At 71.9% G+C, this 16,859-nt stretch carries 15 protein-coding genes; 10 read left to right on the forward strand and 5 right to left on the reverse strand.

Translation table 11 applies throughout. The features are described 5' to 3' along the window. Position 1 precedes the first annotated feature (1 nt). From ACWD3I_RS16105 to ACWD3I_RS16115, 3 genes are all read right to left on the reverse strand, one after another. Entirely contained in the window at positions 2–841 is an 840-nt protein-coding gene (locus tag ACWD3I_RS16105; RefSeq protein ID WP_365402072.1) for a TIM barrel protein, read from the reverse strand. A gap of 189 nt (positions 842–1,030) precedes the next feature. Then, complete coding sequence (locus ACWD3I_RS16110) at positions 1,031–2,074, reverse strand: hypothetical protein (RefSeq protein ID WP_365402074.1); 1,044 nt, start codon at positions 2,072–2,074, stop codon at positions 1,031–1,033. A 41-nt stretch (positions 2,075–2,115) separates the two neighbouring features. Then, on the reverse strand, positions 2,116–6,657 hold the full coding sequence (locus ACWD3I_RS16115) for a CHAT domain-containing protein (protein ID WP_365402077.1): 4,542 nt from the start codon (positions 6,655–6,657) through the stop codon (positions 2,116–2,118). 100 nt (positions 6,658–6,757) lie between these two features. Between ACWD3I_RS16115 and ACWD3I_RS16120 the strand changes: the two genes are divergently transcribed. The 9 genes from ACWD3I_RS16120 to ACWD3I_RS16160 all read left to right on the forward strand — a co-directional run bounded on the left by ACWD3I_RS16120 (position 6,758) and on the right by ACWD3I_RS16160 (position 14,058). Next, complete coding sequence (locus tag ACWD3I_RS16120; RefSeq protein WP_365402080.1) at positions 6,758–7,150, forward strand: hypothetical protein; 393 nt, start codon at positions 6,758–6,760, stop codon at positions 7,148–7,150. A 30-nt stretch (positions 7,151–7,180) separates the two neighbouring features. Next, positions 7,181–8,125, forward strand: a complete 945-nt coding sequence (locus tag ACWD3I_RS16125; RefSeq protein WP_365402083.1) for a hypothetical protein — start codon at positions 7,181–7,183, stop codon at positions 8,123–8,125. Positions 8,126–8,311: 186 nt separating this feature from the next. Beyond that, the gene (locus ACWD3I_RS16130; protein ID WP_266886363.1) at positions 8,312–8,563 is read left to right on the forward strand and encodes a hypothetical protein; all 252 of its coding nucleotides are present in this window, start codon (positions 8,312–8,314) and stop codon (positions 8,561–8,563) included. Then, entirely contained in the window at positions 8,560–8,928 is a 369-nt protein-coding gene (locus ACWD3I_RS16135) for a helix-turn-helix domain-containing protein (protein ID WP_365402086.1), read from the forward strand. The genes ACWD3I_RS16130 and ACWD3I_RS16135 overlap by 4 nt, the downstream gene beginning before the upstream one ends. 123 nt (positions 8,929–9,051) lie before the next feature. Further along, the gene (uraD, locus tag ACWD3I_RS16140; protein WP_365402089.1) at positions 9,052–9,561 is read left to right on the forward strand and encodes a 2-oxo-4-hydroxy-4-carboxy-5-ureidoimidazoline decarboxylase; all 510 of its coding nucleotides are present in this window, start codon (positions 9,052–9,054) and stop codon (positions 9,559–9,561) included. A 6-nt stretch (positions 9,562–9,567) separates the two neighbouring features. Continuing rightward, a complete protein-coding gene (gene uraH / locus ACWD3I_RS16145; RefSeq protein WP_365402092.1) occupies positions 9,568–9,960 on the forward strand; it encodes a hydroxyisourate hydrolase in 393 nt (130 codons plus the stop codon). A gap of 4 nt (positions 9,961–9,964) precedes the next feature. Next, entirely contained in the window at positions 9,965–10,912 is a 948-nt protein-coding gene (gene pucL / locus ACWD3I_RS16150; RefSeq protein WP_365402094.1) for a factor-independent urate hydroxylase, read from the forward strand. A 129-nt stretch (positions 10,913–11,041) separates the two neighbouring features. Beyond that, positions 11,042–12,418 carry an 8-oxoguanine deaminase gene (locus ACWD3I_RS16155; protein ID WP_365402097.1) on the forward strand — a complete coding sequence of 459 codons (1,377 nt, stop codon included), beginning with the start codon at positions 11,042–11,044 and terminating at the stop codon, positions 12,416–12,418. A gap of 272 nt (positions 12,419–12,690) precedes the next feature. Then, positions 12,691–14,058 (forward strand): nucleobase:cation symporter-2 family protein, encoded by a 1,368-nt coding sequence (locus ACWD3I_RS16160; RefSeq protein ID WP_365402100.1) that lies wholly within the window; start codon positions 12,691–12,693, stop codon positions 14,056–14,058. On the opposite strand, the gene ACWD3I_RS16165 is transcribed toward ACWD3I_RS16160, so the two are convergent. Both ACWD3I_RS16165 and ACWD3I_RS16170 read right to left on the reverse strand, forming a co-directional pair. Then, a complete protein-coding gene (locus ACWD3I_RS16165; RefSeq protein ID WP_365402103.1) occupies positions 14,055–14,864 on the reverse strand; it encodes a chitosanase in 810 nt (269 codons plus the stop codon). The genes ACWD3I_RS16160 and ACWD3I_RS16165 overlap by 4 nt on opposite strands. 129 nt (positions 14,865–14,993) lie before the next feature. Beyond that, positions 14,994–15,785, reverse strand: a complete 792-nt coding sequence (locus ACWD3I_RS16170; protein WP_365402106.1) for an AraC family transcriptional regulator — start codon at positions 15,783–15,785, stop codon at positions 14,994–14,996. A gap of 95 nt (positions 15,786–15,880) precedes the next feature. Here ACWD3I_RS16170 and ACWD3I_RS16175 point away from each other — a divergent pair, with 95 nt between their 5' ends. Continuing rightward, complete coding sequence (locus tag ACWD3I_RS16175; protein ID WP_365402108.1) at positions 15,881–16,735, forward strand: NAD(P)H-binding protein; 855 nt, start codon at positions 15,881–15,883, stop codon at positions 16,733–16,735. Positions 16,736–16,859: the final 124 nt, after the last annotated feature.

Raw genomic sequence — 16,859 nt, forward strand, 5'->3', positions numbered from 1 at the left:
CTCAGCGGGCCGCGCGGGCCTCGGCCGGCAGCCACTCGAAGGCCCCGGCGCTCGGACGGTCGCCCGGCTTGTACTCCAGGCCGACCCAGCCCTCGTAACCGGCCTTCCTCAGCCGGCCGAGCAGCTCCTCCAGCGGGAGCGTCCCCGTCCCCGGCGCACCACGGCCCGGGTTGTCGGCGATCTGCACATGGCCGGTCCTCGAGGCGAACTCCTCGATCACCGACGGCAGGTCCTCGCCGTTCATGGACAGGTGGTAGAGGTCCATGAGGAAGCGCGCGTTGTCCAGTCCCGTCGCCTCGTTGACCTTGTCGACGATCCCGACCGCGGCCGGCGCCGACACCAGCGGGTACAGCGGCGACTCGGGCTTGTTCAGCGCCTCGATCAGCAGGATCGCGCCGATCCGGTCGGCCGCCCGCGCCGCGAGGACCAGGTTCTCCAGGGCGAGCGCGTCCTGCTCGGCCGGGTCCACGCCCTCGACGCGGTTGCCGTACAGGGCGTTGAGCGCCTTGCAGCCCAGGGACCGGGCGAAGTCCGCGGCCACGTCGATGTTGGCGCGGAACCTCTCCGACTCCTCGCCGGGGAGCGACAGGGCGCCGCGGTCCGGGCCCGGCAGCCGGCCGGCGTAGAAGTTGAGGCCCGTGAGCTGGACGCCCGCGTCCTCGATCGCCTTCCTCAGGGCGTCGAGCTCGGGCTGCTCGGGGGTGGGGGAGTCGATCCAGGGCCACCACAGCTCGACCGCGGTGAAGCCCGCCGCGGCGGCGGCCGCGGGGCGCTCCAGGAGCGGGAGTTCCGTGAAGAGGATCGACAGGTTGACGTTGAAGCGCTGCTCTGCGAATCCCATGTGGGCCTGCGCTCCCTTCCGTGTCGAGTAATTCCGTATTGCGGAAGTTTGTTTCTGCTTAATGGAAGATTGCCGGTGGATGTCGTCGCTTGTCAAGAGGCGAGGAACGCCGAAGCCCGACGGCACGCGCAGGGACGCGTGGGCCGCCGGGCTTCCGAAGGGTTTGTGAAGTGCCTGGTGGGGGCGGATTCAGACGGACGGGCGGAGGGCTGCGGACGTGCGTTGCAGCCACTCGTTCCGGGCTTTGAGGGCGTACAGGCCGGTGCGGTCGATCTCCCGCTCCGCCCAGCTCTGGACCAGGCCGCCGAACGGCGCGTCCCGGTCGACGAGCAGATCGGGCGTGTTGATCCAGAGGGTGTGCCGGGGACGGGAGTCCGGTGCCGGCACCCGGAAGCGTTCCAGTTCCGGCCAGGGGAAGGCACCGGCGATCGCCGCCATCCGGCCGGCGAGGCCCTCCGCCTGCCCGATGTCCATGCCCCGGCCCGTCACCGCGCAGCAGATCAGCCGGTCGCCGTCCACGGACCACAGCCAGTCCCGGTCCTGTGCCGCCGCGCGCACCGCCGGCCGGGACAGCAGCAGCTCCGCGAACCCGGGATCCGCGGTGCGATCGGTGTCGTCCGCCTCCGTCCGGTGCAGGTACGCCGAAGCGACATACGGCAGTCGCACGGGCAGCGTCACGACACAGACGGTCAGGTAGTACATGGACACCTCCGCCGCCCGGCTGTACCGGCAGCGCCGCTTCAACTCCCACACGTCGGACTCGTTGATCACCTCCAGGTCGAACACGGCGACGGGCCGACCGTCGACCCGCATCCGCAGAACGCCCTCCGCCACGAGGTCGGCCGCGTGTCGGGCACGGACACGCTGCTCCTCCGTGAGGCGCTCCGGCACCTCCTGCGGAACACGGCCGAAGCCCTCGGCCCACTCGGCCGAGGAGGCCTCGAACTCGTGCCCGTGGCGTTGTGCGTAGAGCATCCGGTCCGCCATCGAGGCGGCGTGCGCCTTGCGGGCCAGGGCGCGGTCCGCCTCCGCCGCGCGCAGCTGCTTCTGCCCGTACCGGAACCCCCAGACGAGGAGTCCGAGACACCACAGGAGGAACGTGATGCCCAGGGCGGTGCCGCCGAACGCGCCGAAAACGGCGATGAATCCGGCCAGGGAGAGTGCCGCGGCGACGCTGTTGAGCGGTTTGCGGGTCATCGGGTGGGTGGGGAGCGGGGTCCGGTTCAGGCTCATGCTCTTCTTCTCGTGAGGGGACTTCTCGTGAGGGGGCGTGGTCAGGCGCCGGTGTGGATGTGCGACGCCCACAGGGACGGGCTGCCCGGGAGGGCGGCGCGCAGGGCGCGGACCGCGGTGTGCAGGGCTTGTGGGGAGCGGTCGGGGTCCGGGGCCCGGCCGGGGGCGGGCCGCAGGGCCCGGTAGAACGCCTCCGCGAAATCGACGGCGGTGTCGTCGACCACCGGCCAGAGGGTGCCGATCACATGCCGGAACCCGCACAGCTGGAAGGCCGACGTCAGATGCATGGCCTCGTCGGCCAGGACACCGTCGTAGGAGACGGCCGTGGCACAGGCCGACAGATAGGCCAGCCGGGCGTGTTCGAGCCGTACGGAGGCGAGCGCCTCGACCGTGAACGGGGCGGCGGCATGGTCGTGCAGGAGCAGGCGGTGGTGTGACGGGTCCTCGGCGAAGCTGTCGCCGTGGCAGGCGAAATGGGCGACCGGGCAGCCGGGCAGCAGGCCGAGGACGTCGTCGCGGGTCGGCGGCCGCTCCGGGGCGAGCAGCACCGTCGCCGGGTCCATGTGCTCCCGGAACACGTCCACCTCGTCCGCCGCGAAGTCGAGCGGCGCATGGTCCGGGGTGTCGGGCATCGCCACGATCAGCGGCCGGCCCGGGGCCGTCCCGGGCGGCAGTGGGCGTCGGGCGTGATGCAGTGCCCGGACGGTGGGCGAGTAGGACGACACCACGCGGTCCAGGACCGCACGGCCGGACCCGTCATGGTGGCCCGCGGCGTGGAACGGCAGCCAGCTCAGCGGTCCGCAGGGCACCCACCACACACGCGGCCAGATGTCGCCCACCGGTGTCCGGTCGTGCCCCAGCGCGGTGAGGACGGGCCGGGCGACGGCCTCCCACAACCAGGCCTGGATACCGGAGAGTTCCTTCTGCGCTCTCGTCCGCACGGAGCCGTCCGGGTCCGTGGCGTCGTGCGCGAAGCTCTGGAGCGCCACGGCCGCGTCCGTCCCGTTCCGGAGGGTGAGCCCCGGGAGCGGGACGGCGGTGACGCGGGTGGGCGTGACGAGCAGGGCGTCGCTGCGCGCGAAGGTGACGTTGAGGACCACGACCGCGCCGTCCCGGGCCGCCGCGCGGAGTTCGGCGGCCGACGGCGGCAGCCCGAAGGAACCGAAACCGTCCTGCTGCCGGATACGCGTCAGCACGGCCGTGAGCTCGTCGGCGAGCCGGTGGCGGTCCACCGTGCCGGCGAGACCGCCCGCATCGGCCCACTTGCCCAGCAGGGCCTCGGAACCGTCGTCGGGACGGTCCAGCAGCTCCCGCAACTCCTCGAAACGGGCGGCGAGTCCGGGGTGCCGCGCACGGAGCGGCGCGAGGTCGCTCCAGACGTCCAGCGCCTGCCCGATCAGGACACCCCGCCCGGTCTCGAGCAGCTCCAGCGCCCGCTCGGCGGACGGCTCGGGCCCGTTCAGCACCGCGGCGGCGGCATTGCTCGCCAGCCCGGCGAACGCGCCCAGCATCCGCTGCTGGTCGCGTCTGCGTAGTCGGCGCGGGGCGATCTGCGGGAGCAGGGCCACGGCCGTCTCGAAGTGGGCGACCGCCGCCGACGGGTCGGTGCGTCCCACGAGCCGCCCGGTCGTCAGCGCCGCGTCGAGGCGCATGGCGGGCGGGGCCCCGGGCGTGGCCGCGAGCTGTGCGGACAGGCGTACGGCCGCGTCGAGTGAGGTGGGGTCGCCGTCGCGTTCGTGACGGGCGAGCAGCGCCTCGCTCAGCTGCAGGAGCACGGTCAGCCGGCCCAACTCGCCCAGGTCGTCGGCACCTTCGGCCTGCCGCAGGGTGGTGATCGCCGCGTCCAGGTCGTCGGGCGCGGCGCGGTGCCGGTACCGGAACAGCAGGGCCCGGCCGAGCTGGCCGAGCGCCCACTGATGGCGTGGACTGTGGCGGAGGGTCGCGTCCACGGCCTCCCGGGCCAGGGCGACGGCCGTGTCGAGGTCGGCCGTGGCCTCGGGGGAGTCCGCCCGGGCCTCGGCTCGCGTGAGCAGCGCCCCGCACCAGTTCAGGAGGGCCCCTGGCCGCGCCGGGTGTCCCGGCTGAGCCGCCTCGGAGGCCGCGGTGAGGACGTCGATCGCCTCGTCGAGATCCGCCGGCGTCCCGAGCAGCGCGCACCGCGTCAGCAGACATGCGCCGAGCAGGATCAGCAGCATGGCCCGGTCGCTGTGCCCGGGGCCGGCCTGCGCGACGGCCTCGCGCTGGGCGTCGACCGCCGCGCTCACATCCGATTCGGCGAACCCGTGGGTGCTGCGTGTCATGAGGGCCAGCGCCAGGTTGTGGAGGGCCATCGGCCGGGCGGAACTGCCCGCCGGCATCGCGCGCAGCACGGTGCGCTGGGCCTCGATCGCCTCGTCGAGACCGGACGGCGCCGCGTCGTACACATGGTGCGTCAGCAGCGCCGTGGCGCCGGCGGTCAGCCCGTCCGCCAGGTCCACCCGGGTACCGTCGAACCCGCCGCTCACCAGCTCCCTGCCGTGCTCCACGGCCTCCGCCAGCGCGTCACGGTCCCCGAGCCGGTCGAACCGCAGATACAGAAGGTTGACCAGGAGAGAGCGGCACAGGTGTGCCACCGAGCTGCCGGCGGGTGCGCTGTCGACGGCGTGCCTGGCCAGTGACACCGCCTCCGTCAGGTCCGACGGCTGCGGATCCGGGCTGTGCAGCCGCAGGCGGAGGCCGGAAGCCAGCGTGAACAGGCTTCTGGCCCGCTCCCTCGACCCCGCGGGGGCGTCGTCCAGGGCGGCCCGCAGCAGACGGATCCCTTCGTCGAGCGCCTGCCGGTCCCCTCGTTGCCGGAACCGTGACAGCAGGGCGTCGCCCAGGGAGTTGAGGCACAGGACGTGGTTGGAGTGTTCCTTCGGTGTCGCGGCGCCCGCCGCGCGCAGGGTGACGATCGCCTCGTCCAGATCGTCCGGGGCGCCGGTGAACTCGTGCCGCAGGAGCAGCGACTGACCCAGGTTGTTCAGGGCCGGGCCACGGCCCATGGGGTCGGCCGGCACGGCCCGGCCGGATGCCCGCAGCGCCGTGACGGCCTCGTCGAGGAGCGGCAGGTCCTCGTGGAGCCGGAACAGCTCGCCCAGCAGTGCGCCCAGGTCGCTCAGGATCCGGGCCCGGTCGTTGTGGCCGTCGGGCAGCCCCTCCGCGGCCGTCCGCAGCACGTCGACGGCCAGCTCCAGGTCCTCGGCCGCGCTCTCGCGCTGGTACCGCGCGCCGAGTGAGGCCGCGAGGTTGGCGAGCGCCAGATGCCGGAACGGGGTGCCCTCGGGGGCGGCCCGGGTCGCCCGGCGCGCGGCGTCAAGGGCAGCCGCCAGGTCCGCCGGGGCTCCGGTGCGGCTGTGGCGCAGGAGCAGTGTGCTGCTCAGGTCGGCGAGGTAGATGTGGCGCTGTGTGTCGTCGGGGGGCGTGATGCGCAGGATGCGTCGCCACAGGGTGAGGACGGCCTCGTGCTCGTCCGGGTCGTACGCGGTCAGCACGCGCGTCGCCCGGCCGATGGCCAGGTTCGCGGCGAGCCGGGCGACATCGGGCGCCACCGCGGGCGGGATGTCGTCCGAGCCCGCCAGGAAGGCGACCACGGCGACGTCGGCGGGAGCCTCGGCGGTCAGGCGGGACACCACCTCGTCCAGCGAGCCCATGCCCTCGACGTGCCGGTACCGGATCACCAGGGTGCCCGCGAGGTTGTGCAGCCGCACCGAGCGGTTGGGCTCGTCCCGCGGGGTCAGCTCCCACGCCCGCCGTCCGGCGGCGACGGCGTCGTCGAGATCCGCCGGGTTCCCGGTCCGTGCGAACCGGTCCCGCAGGGCCAGCCCGAGGTTGGACAGACACAGCGCCTGATGCGGTGAACCGGCGGGCGCGGCGTCCACGGCCGCCCGGATGGTGTCGATGGCGGCGTCCAGGTCGGCGGTCTCGCCCTTGAGCCGATGACGGGACCACAGCGCCCCCGCCAGCCCGCTCAGCCGTGCCGGGAGGTCGGGGTCGCCGGGCGCGGTGGTGTCCACCGACTCGCGGCACAGGGCGAGCGCGGCGGCCAGGTCCTCGGGCGAGGGCTGCCGCTCGAACCGTGCGTGGAGGGCGGAGCCGAGGTTGTGCAACCGCTGCGGACGGGCCTCGTGCCCGACAGGTGTGGCGTTCAGGACCCGGCGCTGCTGCTCCACGGCCAGGTCCAGCAGCGCCGGGTCGGGGGAGCCCAGCGCCTGGTTCAGCACGGTGCGGGCGAGCGGCTCGGCGACCGAGGCGATGCCCGGCAGCAGGTCGGCCGGCAGATCCCCGACGCCCGCCAGCAGACAGAGCGCGAATCCGTCCGCCGCGGTCTCCAGCAACGCGTCGTCCCGGTCGTCCGTGCTCAGGATCAGGATCAGCCAGCCCAGCCGGTAGCCGACCTCGACGTCCCCGCTCGCGTGGGTGAACAGCGTGAGCAGCGCCCGCAGATCGGCCCGGGCCTCGGGGGTCCGTAGCACCGTGATGTCCCCGGTGGCCCTGACCTGCCGTAATCGCTTCCGTGCGGCCGCCAGCAGCGTGTCCCGCCGCTCGGCCCCGTCCATGGTCATGCCAGCGGAGAGTAGAGCAAGTGACCATCCCCGGGGCCGAGTTGGCCTACCGTACGCAACATCGTCACACCGCGACACCCACGGTCCGACCGGAGAACGCATGACCGACCGCCCCGAGGGCAGGGCCAGGCGCACCGCAGAGGCGCTGGCCTACTTCTTCACCCACGTCGAGGACATCCGCCGTGGGCTCCGTGCGGCGGAGTCACATGCCGCCGTCGACGGACTGCTGGCCGCCGTACGCGACGACGGCGACGTCGACACGGCCGTGCGGCGGCTGAACGACCGGATCCGCGCCGAGGGCGACGCGCTGGGCCTTTACGGCCGCACCCGCACGACCGGCGCCCTGCTCGCCGGCCTCGGTGGCGGGGGCCGGGAGCGGCGGATCTACCTCTGCCCGCACCGCCGCTGCCTGCGGCATCAGTGGGCCGACGAGACCGACGGAGCGCCGCCCGTCTGCGACGACGGCACACCCCTGCGACTGAAGAGCCTGTGAGCCGTGATGTGCCCGAGGAGCCGCTGAGCCGTGAACGGATTTCTCGTCGAACTCGGCAAGCGGCTCGCCGACCGCTGGCTGTCGCTGCTCGTACTGCCCGGTGCCCTGTTCCTCGGGGTGCTCGCGGCCGGACGGGCGCTGGGGCACGGGCGCTGGTACGCCGTCGGTGACCTCCCCGCTCGGCTCGACCGCCACACCCGTACGCTCGCCGGCTCCACCGCGGACACGGTGTCCCTCCTCGTCGCCTTCCTGCTCGCGGCAGCCGCCTGCGGGCTCGCCGCACAGGCCCTGGGCTCCCTCGCCGAGCGGCTGTGGCTGGCCGGCGACTGGCACGGCTGGCCGCGGGGCCTGCACCGGCCGGTCCGCCGGCTGATCGCGCGCCGTGCGCGGATCTACGCCGAGCGCAGCGCCGAGGCGGCCTCGGCCGCGGCGAACGCCGGCCTGGAGCCGCCTCCGCGGGACGCCGCCCACCGGGCCGCGGTGGCGGCGACCAGGATGGCCCGCGTCGCCGACGGCCCGCCGGTGCGGCCGACCTGGCCGGGGGACCGGCTCCAGGCGGTGGCCGAGCGGTTGCGCGACGGCCTCGGCCTGCGGGTGGCCGTGGTCTGGCCGCACCTGTGGCTGCATGCCCCGGACGCCACGCGGGCCGAGGTCACCGAGGCGCGGGAGGCCATGCGCCGGGCCGCCACGCTCGCGGGCTGGGGTGTGCTGTATCTGGTCGTCGCCGCCTTCTGGTGGCCGGGCGCGGTGATCGCCTGCGGCGTCGTGCTCACGGCGTGGTACCGGTTCCGCGCGGCCACCGACGCCTACGCCACCCTGGTCGAGTCCGCCGTACGCCTGCACGTCCAGGAACTCGCACGCTCCCTGGGCATCGGTCGCCGGGGGCCGCTCACCCCGGCGCACGGTGCCGCGCTCGACGCCTATCTCGCGACGGGCGACGAACCGCCGGCCGAGCTGCTGCTGCCGCCCGAGTGAGCCCGGCAGGACATACCGCGGCCGTCCTTCCCGCCCCTGCGAAGCCGTGCTGGTGGCGCGCGTGGTCCGTTAAGGTCGGTCGGGGCGCCGATGACCGTGTCCCGCAGGCACCGACGTGCCCCGGATGCGCCCTCTCCTGCCGGAGGGCCGCGATAGACGCGCAGTTCAGAAAGATGTGGGGGCGCGATGCGATTGAGAGTGGAGTTCACGACCGAGCCGTTCGACCTGGACGAGGCACCCGCGCACGCGCTGGTGGCCCGCGAGGTGGTCGAGGCGGCCGAGCTGGATGCGGTGGATGTCGGCCCGTTCGGCAACACGGCGGAAGGCGGTGCCGACGCCGTGCTCACCGCTGTCGACGCGCTGCTGCGCAAGTCCCTGGCGGCCGGTGCCACCCGGGTCTCGCTCCAGGTCAATGTGATCGGGGAGGGCGAGAAGTGAGCGGCACGGGGGACGAGCCCTTCATCACGGCCGTGAAGCCGCTGGTCGACGCCATGGGCGGGGAGATGGTCCCGCCCGACGAGGCCGGCCCCGACGACGTCGTGCTCAGCTGGGGCGGCTCCGACGTGGTCGCCGTACGCCTGCCGCAGCTCGCGGATTCGCTCGATCACATCCTCGCCGCCATGGAGCGCAAGCAGGGCAAGCCGTTGGCCGATCTGGACCGCAAGGCGAAGCAGGAGGTCGTACGGATACTGGAGGCGCGTGGCGCCTTCTCCGTACGGCATGGCGTGGAGACCGTGGCGAGCGCGCTCGGGGTGAGCCGCTTCACGGTCTACAACTACCTCAATCGTGACAAAGGTGTCTGACCTGCATCTCCACGGGCTTCGTAACCCGGAATTTTCAACAAAGTGTTGACGTCGTGTTTCGAAGGGCGTTAGCTAACGGAAGCCCGTTCAGTACGAAGGCCGTTCGCGGCCACGGAGGCTCCCGTGACTTCGACTTCCACGCCGCCGGGCCTTGCCCGGTTCAACGCCCTCGAGGAGCATGCGGCCTTCGCCGCCCTCCACGAGGCGTGTGCCTCCACGGCATGGGCGCAGCGGCTGCTCGTCGCCCGCCCGTATCCCACCGTCGGCACCCTCTACGCCACCAGTGACGCCGCCATGGCCGAGCTGACCACGGCGGACCTGGAGGAGGCGATGGCCGGACACCCGCCCATCGGCCGCCCCAAGGAGGGCGACCCGACCTCGGCGCGGGAGCAGCGCGGCATGGCCGGCGCCTCCGAGGACCTCAAGACGGAGATGCTGGAGCTGAACCTGGCCTACCAGCACAGGTTCGGCCATGTCTTCCTCATCTGCGCCACCGGCAGGACCGGCGAGCAGATGCGCGACGCGGCCGAGGAACGGATCGGGAACTCGCCGGAGCAGGAGCGGGAGATCGTCCGCACCGAGCTGGGCAAGATCAACCGTATCCGGCTCGCCCGACTCGTCGAAGAGGACTGACGCACCATGAGCACCAGCACCACCGCCTCGGTGTCCACGCACATCCTGGACACCAGCATCGGCCGCCCCGCGCAGGACGTCGCCATCCGGCTCACGGCCCGCTCGGGCCGGGACGCCCGGTGGCAGACGCTCGGCGGTTCGGCGACCGACGCCGACGGGCGGTGCAAGGACCTCCCGGCCCTGCCGGAGGGGACCACCCACGTTCGGCTCGACTTCGCGGTCGAGGCGTACTTCGAAAAGAAGCAAGCCGATGCGCAGCAGGACGCCCCCGCGAGTCGGGACAGCGGTGCCGTGTTCTTCCCCGAGGTGGCGATCACCTTCGCCGTGCAGCCCGGGGAGCACTACCACGTACCGCTGCTGCTCAACCCGTTCGGCTACTCCGTTTACCGAGGGAGCTAGCTAAATGACTGCCAATTCCCGCCCTGCCCACCCTGTGATCCTGGGACAGAACCAGTACGGCAAGGCCGAGAACCGAGTCGTAAAGATCACGCGGGACGGCGCCACCCATCACATCAAGGACCTCAACGTCTCGGTCGCGCTCTCCGGCGACATGGACGAGGTCCACTACTCCGGCTCCAACGCCCACGTCCTGCCGACCGACACCACCAAGAACACGGTGTACGCGTTCGCCAAGGAGCACGGCATCGAGTCGGCCGAGCAGTTCGGCATCCACCTCGCGCGCCACTTCGTGACGTCGCAGGAGCCGATCAAGGTCGCGCGGATCCGTATCGAGGAGTACGCCTGGGAGCGCATCGCCGCCTCCGACGCCAACTCGCAGTTCATCGGCGCGGACGAGGTCAAGCACTCCTTCGTCCGCAAGGGCCAGGAGACCCGGGTCACGCAGATCACCTACGACGGTGAGAAGTGGGAGGTCGTCTCCGGCCTCAAGGACCTCGTCGTGATGAACTCGACCAACTCCGAGTTCTGGGGCTACGTCAAGGACAAGTACACGACGCTCCAGGAGGCGTACGACCGCATCCTGGCCACCCAGGTCTCCGGCCGCTGGCGGTTCAACTGGACCGACGACGAGCAGCGGATGCCCAACTGGGAGAAGTCCTACGAGCAGACCAGGAAGCACATGCTCCAGGCCTTCGCCGAGACCTACTCGCTCTCGCTCCAGCAGACCCTCTACCAGATGGGTTCGCGGATCATCAACAACCGCAGCGAGATCGACGAGGTGCGCTTCTCGCTCCCGAACAAGCACCACTTCCTGGTGGACCTGGAGCCGTTCGGGCTCAAGAACGACAACGAGGTGTACTTCGCCGCCGACCGGCCCTACGGCCTGATCGAGGCGACGATCCTGCGGGACGGCTGCGAGCCGAGGATCCCGGTGGACCTCACCAACCTGTAGCAACCCGACATCGGCACCCGCGGCCGGCGGGGCGGGCTCTTCCGGGCCCCCCGGCCGCGGCACTCAAACTCCCGGGGTCCTGCCGTGCCCACTCCACATCAGCACACCCTCAGGACAAAGGGGCGAACCATGGCAGCAGCCCAGCGCATCGTCATCGAGAACTGTTCGATCGCGACCGTCGACGCCGACGACACCGAGTACGCGAGCGGATACGTCGTCATCGCCGGCAACCGCATCGAGGCGCTCGGCGCGGGCAGGGCCCCCGAGGGCCTGGAGAACGTCGTACGCCGTATCGACGCCTCCGGTCATCTCGTGACCCCGGGTCTGGTCAACACGCACCACCACTTCTACCAGTGGATCACCCGGGGCCTGGCCACCGACCACAACCTCTTCGACTGGCTCGTCGCGCTGTACCCGACGTGGGCGCGCATCGACGAGCGGATGTGCTACTCGGCGGCCCAGGGTTCGCTCGGCATGATGGCCCGCGGCGGTGTCACCACCGCCATGGACCACCACTACGTCTTCCCCGAGGGCTCCGGCGACCTGTCCGGCGCGATCATCCGCGCCGCCCGTGAGATGGGCGTCCGCTTCACCCTCGCCCGCGGCTCCATGGACCGCAGCGAGAAGGACGGCGGCCTGCCCCCGGACTTCGCCGTCGAGACCCTCGAAGGCGCCCTCGCCGCGACCGAGGCGACCGTGAAGGAGCACCACGACTCCTCCTTCGACGCCATGACCCAGGTGGCCGTGGCCCCCTGCTCGCCGTTCTCCGTCTCCACCGAACTCCTGCGCGAGGGCGCCCGGTTGGCCCGCCGCCTCGGCGTGCGCCTGCACACCCACGGTTCGGAGACCGTCGAGGAGGAGCAGTTCTGCAAGGAACTGTTCGGCATGGGGCCGACCGACTACTTCGAGTCCACCGGCTGGCTCGGCGAGGACGTGTGGATGGCGCACTGCGTCCACATGAACGACTCCGACATCGCCGCGTTCGCCCGGACCAAGACGGGTGTGGCCCACTGCCCTTCGTCGAACGCCCGGCTGGCCGCCGGTATCGCACGGGTCCCGGACATGCTGAAGGCCGGCGTCCCGGTCGGCCTCGGTGTCGACGGCACCGCCTCCAACGAGTCGGGCGAACTGCACACCGAGCTGCGCAACGCGCTGCTCATCAACCGCCTCGGTGCCCACCGCGAGGCCGCCCTGAACGCCCGCCAGGCCCTGCGCCTGGGCACGTTCGGCGGCGCCCAGGTGCTGGGCCGCGCAAGCCAGATCGGCTCCCTGGAGCCGGGCAAGCTCGCCGACCTGGTGCTGTGGAAGCTGGACACCCTCGCCCACGCCTCCATCGCCGACCCGGTCACCGCACTGGTCTTCGGTGCGGCCGCCCCGGTCACGGCCTCCTTCGTCAACGGCCGCCAGATCGTCGAGAACAACCGTCTGCTGCACGTCGACGAGGACGCGATCGCGCGCTCCACGCGGGAGCAGGCGCAGCGCCTGGCGAAGATCGCCGGTCACTGAACACCGTACTGAAGTACGGCACTTGACTCCGGCCGGGAGGGACGGCTCCTGGCCGGTAGCCGTGAACCCGAGCGGGGTTCATGGCGGCCGTCTCCGGGGTGCGCGCCACACGCGCGCGCCCCGGAACGGTCTCCGTGCATCCCCGTGCACCCGTCCTCCGGTCCCTCCCCCACTCTCGGCTTCGCTCGAGCGGGAGGTGCCCCCATGCCCGCGCACCACCTCCAAGAAACCCACGTCAGAGCCGACGTGTTAGCTGACCCGGAGGAACCGCCGTGACCGCCCACCCCGTGGACGAAAAGCTCCCCGCGCTCAAAATGGCCACCACAGGCCTCCAGCACGTGGCCGCCATGTACGCCGGAGTCGTCGCCCCGCCCCTGATCGTCGGCGCGGCCATCGGCCTGTCCGGCACCGAACTCACCTTCCTGACCGGCGCCTGTCTCTTCACCGCCGGCCTCGCCACCTTCCTGCAGACCCTGGGCATCTGGAAGATCGGTGCCAGGCTGCCCTTCGTCAACGGTGTCACCTTCGCCGGCGTGGCCCCGATGACCGCGATCGTGGCGTCCACCGACGACAAGTCCGACGCGCTGCCGGTCATCTTCGGCGCGGTGATCGTCGCCGGTCTCCTCGGCTTCCTGGCCGCCCCCTTCTTCAGCAAGGCGGTCCGCTTCTTCCCGCCCGTCGTCACGGGGACGGTCATCACGCTCATAGGCGTGTCCCTGCTGCCGGTCGCCTTCGGCTGGGCGCAGGGGCCCGATCCCGCGGCGGACGACTACGGTTCGACCACCTATCTGGGTCTCGCGGGTGCGACGCTGGTGATCGTCCTGCTCCTGCGCCGCTTCACCCGGGGCTTCGTCAAGCAGATCGCCGTCCTGCTCGGCCTGGTGATCGGCACCCTGGTCGCGATCCCCTTCGGAGTCACCGACTTCGGCCCGGTCGCGGACGCGGACGTGGTCGGCTTCCCCACGCCGTTCCACTTCGGCGCCCCGCAGTTCCAGGTCGCCGCGATCGTGTCGATGATCGTGGTGATGGTGGTCTCGATGACCGAATCGACCGCGGACATGCTGGCGTTGGGCGAGATCGTCGACCGCCCGGCCGACGAGAGGACCATCGCGGCGGGCCTGCGCGCCGACACCCTCGGCTCGGCCGTCAGCCCGCTCTTCAACGGCTTCATGTGCAGCGCCTTCGCCCAGAACATCGGCCTGGTCGCGATGACGAAGATCCGCAGCCGGTACGTCGTCGCCACCGGCGGCGCCTTCCTGGTGCTGATGGGCCTGTGCCCGATGGCCGCCTCGCTCATCGCCGTCGTACCGCGTCCGGTGCTCGGCGGCGCGGGCGTGGTCCTGTTCGGATCGGTCGCGGCGAGCGGCATCCAGACCCTGGTCCGGGCCGGTCTGGACCAGGACAACAATGTCCTGATCGTGGCCGTCTCACTGGCCGTCGGGATCATCCCGATCACGGCGCCGGAGTTCTACCACGCGTTCCCCGAGACGGCGAAGATCGTGCTCGACTCGGGGATCTCGACGGGCTGCGTGGCCGCGGTGGTGCTCAACCTGCTCTTCAACCACCTCGGCAGGCAGCGCGACGCGCAGGACGTCACGCACCCGATGGAAGCCGGCGAGGAGATCGCGGCGGCGCACTAGCCGATCGTGTAACTGTCCCCGTACACCTTCCACTTGAGCGGTGTGTCCAGGTCGAGATTGCCCTTCGTGAGGAAGACCCGTTGGGCGGTCTCGACCCGGCTCACGTCGTTGTGGGCGGCCTCCTGGCGCATGGCCCGCACCCGGGCGTCCAGGAAGGCGTGCAGATACGCCTTCTCGCCGCCGCCGTCCGCGGGGGTGTCGGCGCCGCTCCTGGCCCGCTTGCGGATGCCGCCGAAGCTGAGGCTGTCGGTGCCGGGACCGTGCATGACCATCGCGTCGTAGTAGACGAACTGGCCGAGCGTGCCGAGACCGTCCTTCTTGGCACGCGCGACCGCCGGATCGAAGTAGACGCGGTCCCGCTCGTCGCGCTGGGCCTTGCGGAAGGCGGCCGTCCTCGCCGCCTTGCGCCAGGCGGTGGGGAAGCCCGGATCCAGCCCCTCGTGCGAGTCGCTGCCGTCCACCGCCCGCAGCGCCGGCAGATAGTCGGCCAGCGGGTTGTCCGCGTCCCTCTCGGTGTACAGCTCGACCAGCGCGAGCATGTCGCTCGTACCGGAGCAGAAGCCGATGACACCGCCCGTGTAGCCGCGGCCGTCCCCGATGTCCTCGATGTACCGGTACTGCGCCTTCCAGTCCAGGGAGGAGTTCTCCGCACTGGACACCAGCCGCATCGCGAACTCCTTCTTCCCCGGGTCGTCGAGCCCGGGCGAGTCCGCGGCCTGCGCGGAGGGCCACTGGGTGCTCAACACCGCCGTCCCGAGGGCGGCGAGCACGGTACGACGGGCGGCTTTTCCGGACAGGAAGGGCACGTGTTCTCCAAGGCAGGCGCTGTGAGCGGCAGTCGAGAGTCGCGCGCCAACTTGGGAAAGCCGTGGGGTGCCCGTAGCAAGTCACTGTGAGTTGCTGTCCGGCCCATGCCGTGAGGTTCGCATCCGGATTCAGGGACGTGGGTTCGCCTGGCAGGGGGTGGCCGCGGGGAGCCGGCCGGTGAAGTACGAGCGGGGCGGGACGCCCATCAGGGCGCGGAAGTCGGATGTCATGTGCGACTGGTCGTAGTAGCCCGTGGCGGTGGCGAGTTCGGCCCATGGAGCTGTCGTGGCGTGGGTGAGGACCGCGTGCACGCGATTGATGCGGGCGTAGTGCTTGGGGGACAGGCCCACGCCTTCCGCGAAGAGGTTGCGCAACTGGCGCTCGCTGACGGCCAGTTCGCGGGCGACCTGGCTGACCTGCCCGGGGGTGCGGCCGATCCGCACGGACATCGCGTCGACCCCGGCCCGCACCAGCTCGGCGCGGTCGGACATCCTGGTGAGCCTCTCCGGCAGCACGTCCGCCAGATGGGCCGCCGTCTGCTCGGGCGCCAACCAGCGCAGGTCACGGCCGAGTTCGCGTGCGGTGCTGCTCGGCAGTGCGTCCAGCGCAACGACCTTCCCCACCAGCGCGACCGCCGGGACTCCCAGCAGAGGACGGGCCGTTCCGGGTGCGAGGCGCATCTCCACGCAGGAGGCCAAAGCCTTGCCGTCGTGGTACGAGGCCCGGACCCGAGGACCGACGGCGATGACGTCACGATGCCCGCTCACTCCCACGCGTACGACGATCTTCGTGCCGACGTCCGGGAGATGGACGAACGACTCCTCGGGCGGGCCGACGGCGGCCACGGCGCTGATCCCGGTGATCCAGGGACGCAGTGCCTCGGGCAGCGAAAGGGCCTGTTCGGCGCGGGAGTTCGTCACCCCTTCACCGTAGACGAGCCGCACGGCCCGGAGCGCGGGCGAACCGTGCCGGAATTTCCAAGAGCCAGGGCCACTGTCCGGCGCACGGTGGGGACATGATCCTCGTCACCGGTGCCACGGGCACCATCGGCAGTGAACTCGTACGACAGCTCGCGGCGCGCGGCGAGAAGGTCCGCGCCCTGACCCGCGACCCGGCGAAGGCCCAGGTGCAGCCGGGGGTGGAGGTGGTACGCGGGGACTATCTCGACCCCGGCTCCCTGGCGGGCGCGACGGCGGGCGCGACGGCCGCGTTCCTGCTGGGCGCACCCGGTCCGGGCACACGGCACGACCAGGCGCTGGTGGAGGCCGCGGCTGCGGCGGGCGTCCACCGGCTGGTGAAGCTCTCCGCGATCGGGACGGGCGATCCCGAGGTCGGTCCGTCCGGTGACTGGCATGTGCCCGGTGAGCAGGCGGTGCGGGACAGCGGCACCGAGTGGACGATCCTGCGCCCCTCGTCCTTCGCCTCGAACACGCTGAGCTGGGCGCAGGCCGTCGGGCAGGGCGAGCCGGTGCCGAACATGACCGGTGACGGACTCTCCGGGGTGATCGATCCGCGAGACGTGTCCGAGGTCGCGGCGCGGATCCTCGTCGACGGCGGGCACGCGGGGCGGACGTACACCCTGACCGGCCCCGAGGCGATCAGCGTCCCCGACCAGGCCGCCGTACTGGCCTCGGTCCTCGGCCGGCCGGTCGCGACCCGGGATCTCTCACCGGACGAGACCCGCGACCACCTGCTCACCGCGTGGGGCTTCGACGAGGCGCAGGCGGCGGGGATCCTCGCGGGTACGGCCTTCGTGCGTGGGGGAGGCAACGCGGTCGTCACTCAGGATGTGCCGGAGGTGCTGGGGCGGTCGGCCCGGACGTACGGGGAGTGGGCGGAGGACCACCGGGAGGCGTTCGCCGCGGGGTGACGGGGTGACGGGGTGACGGGGTGACGGGGTGACGGGGTGACGGGGTGACGGGGTGACGGGGTGACGGGGTGGCGGGGTGGCGGGGTGGCGGGGTGGCGGGGTGGCGGGGGCCCGTCACCGATCC

This window comes from Streptomyces sp. NPDC002817 (assembly GCF_053592055.1).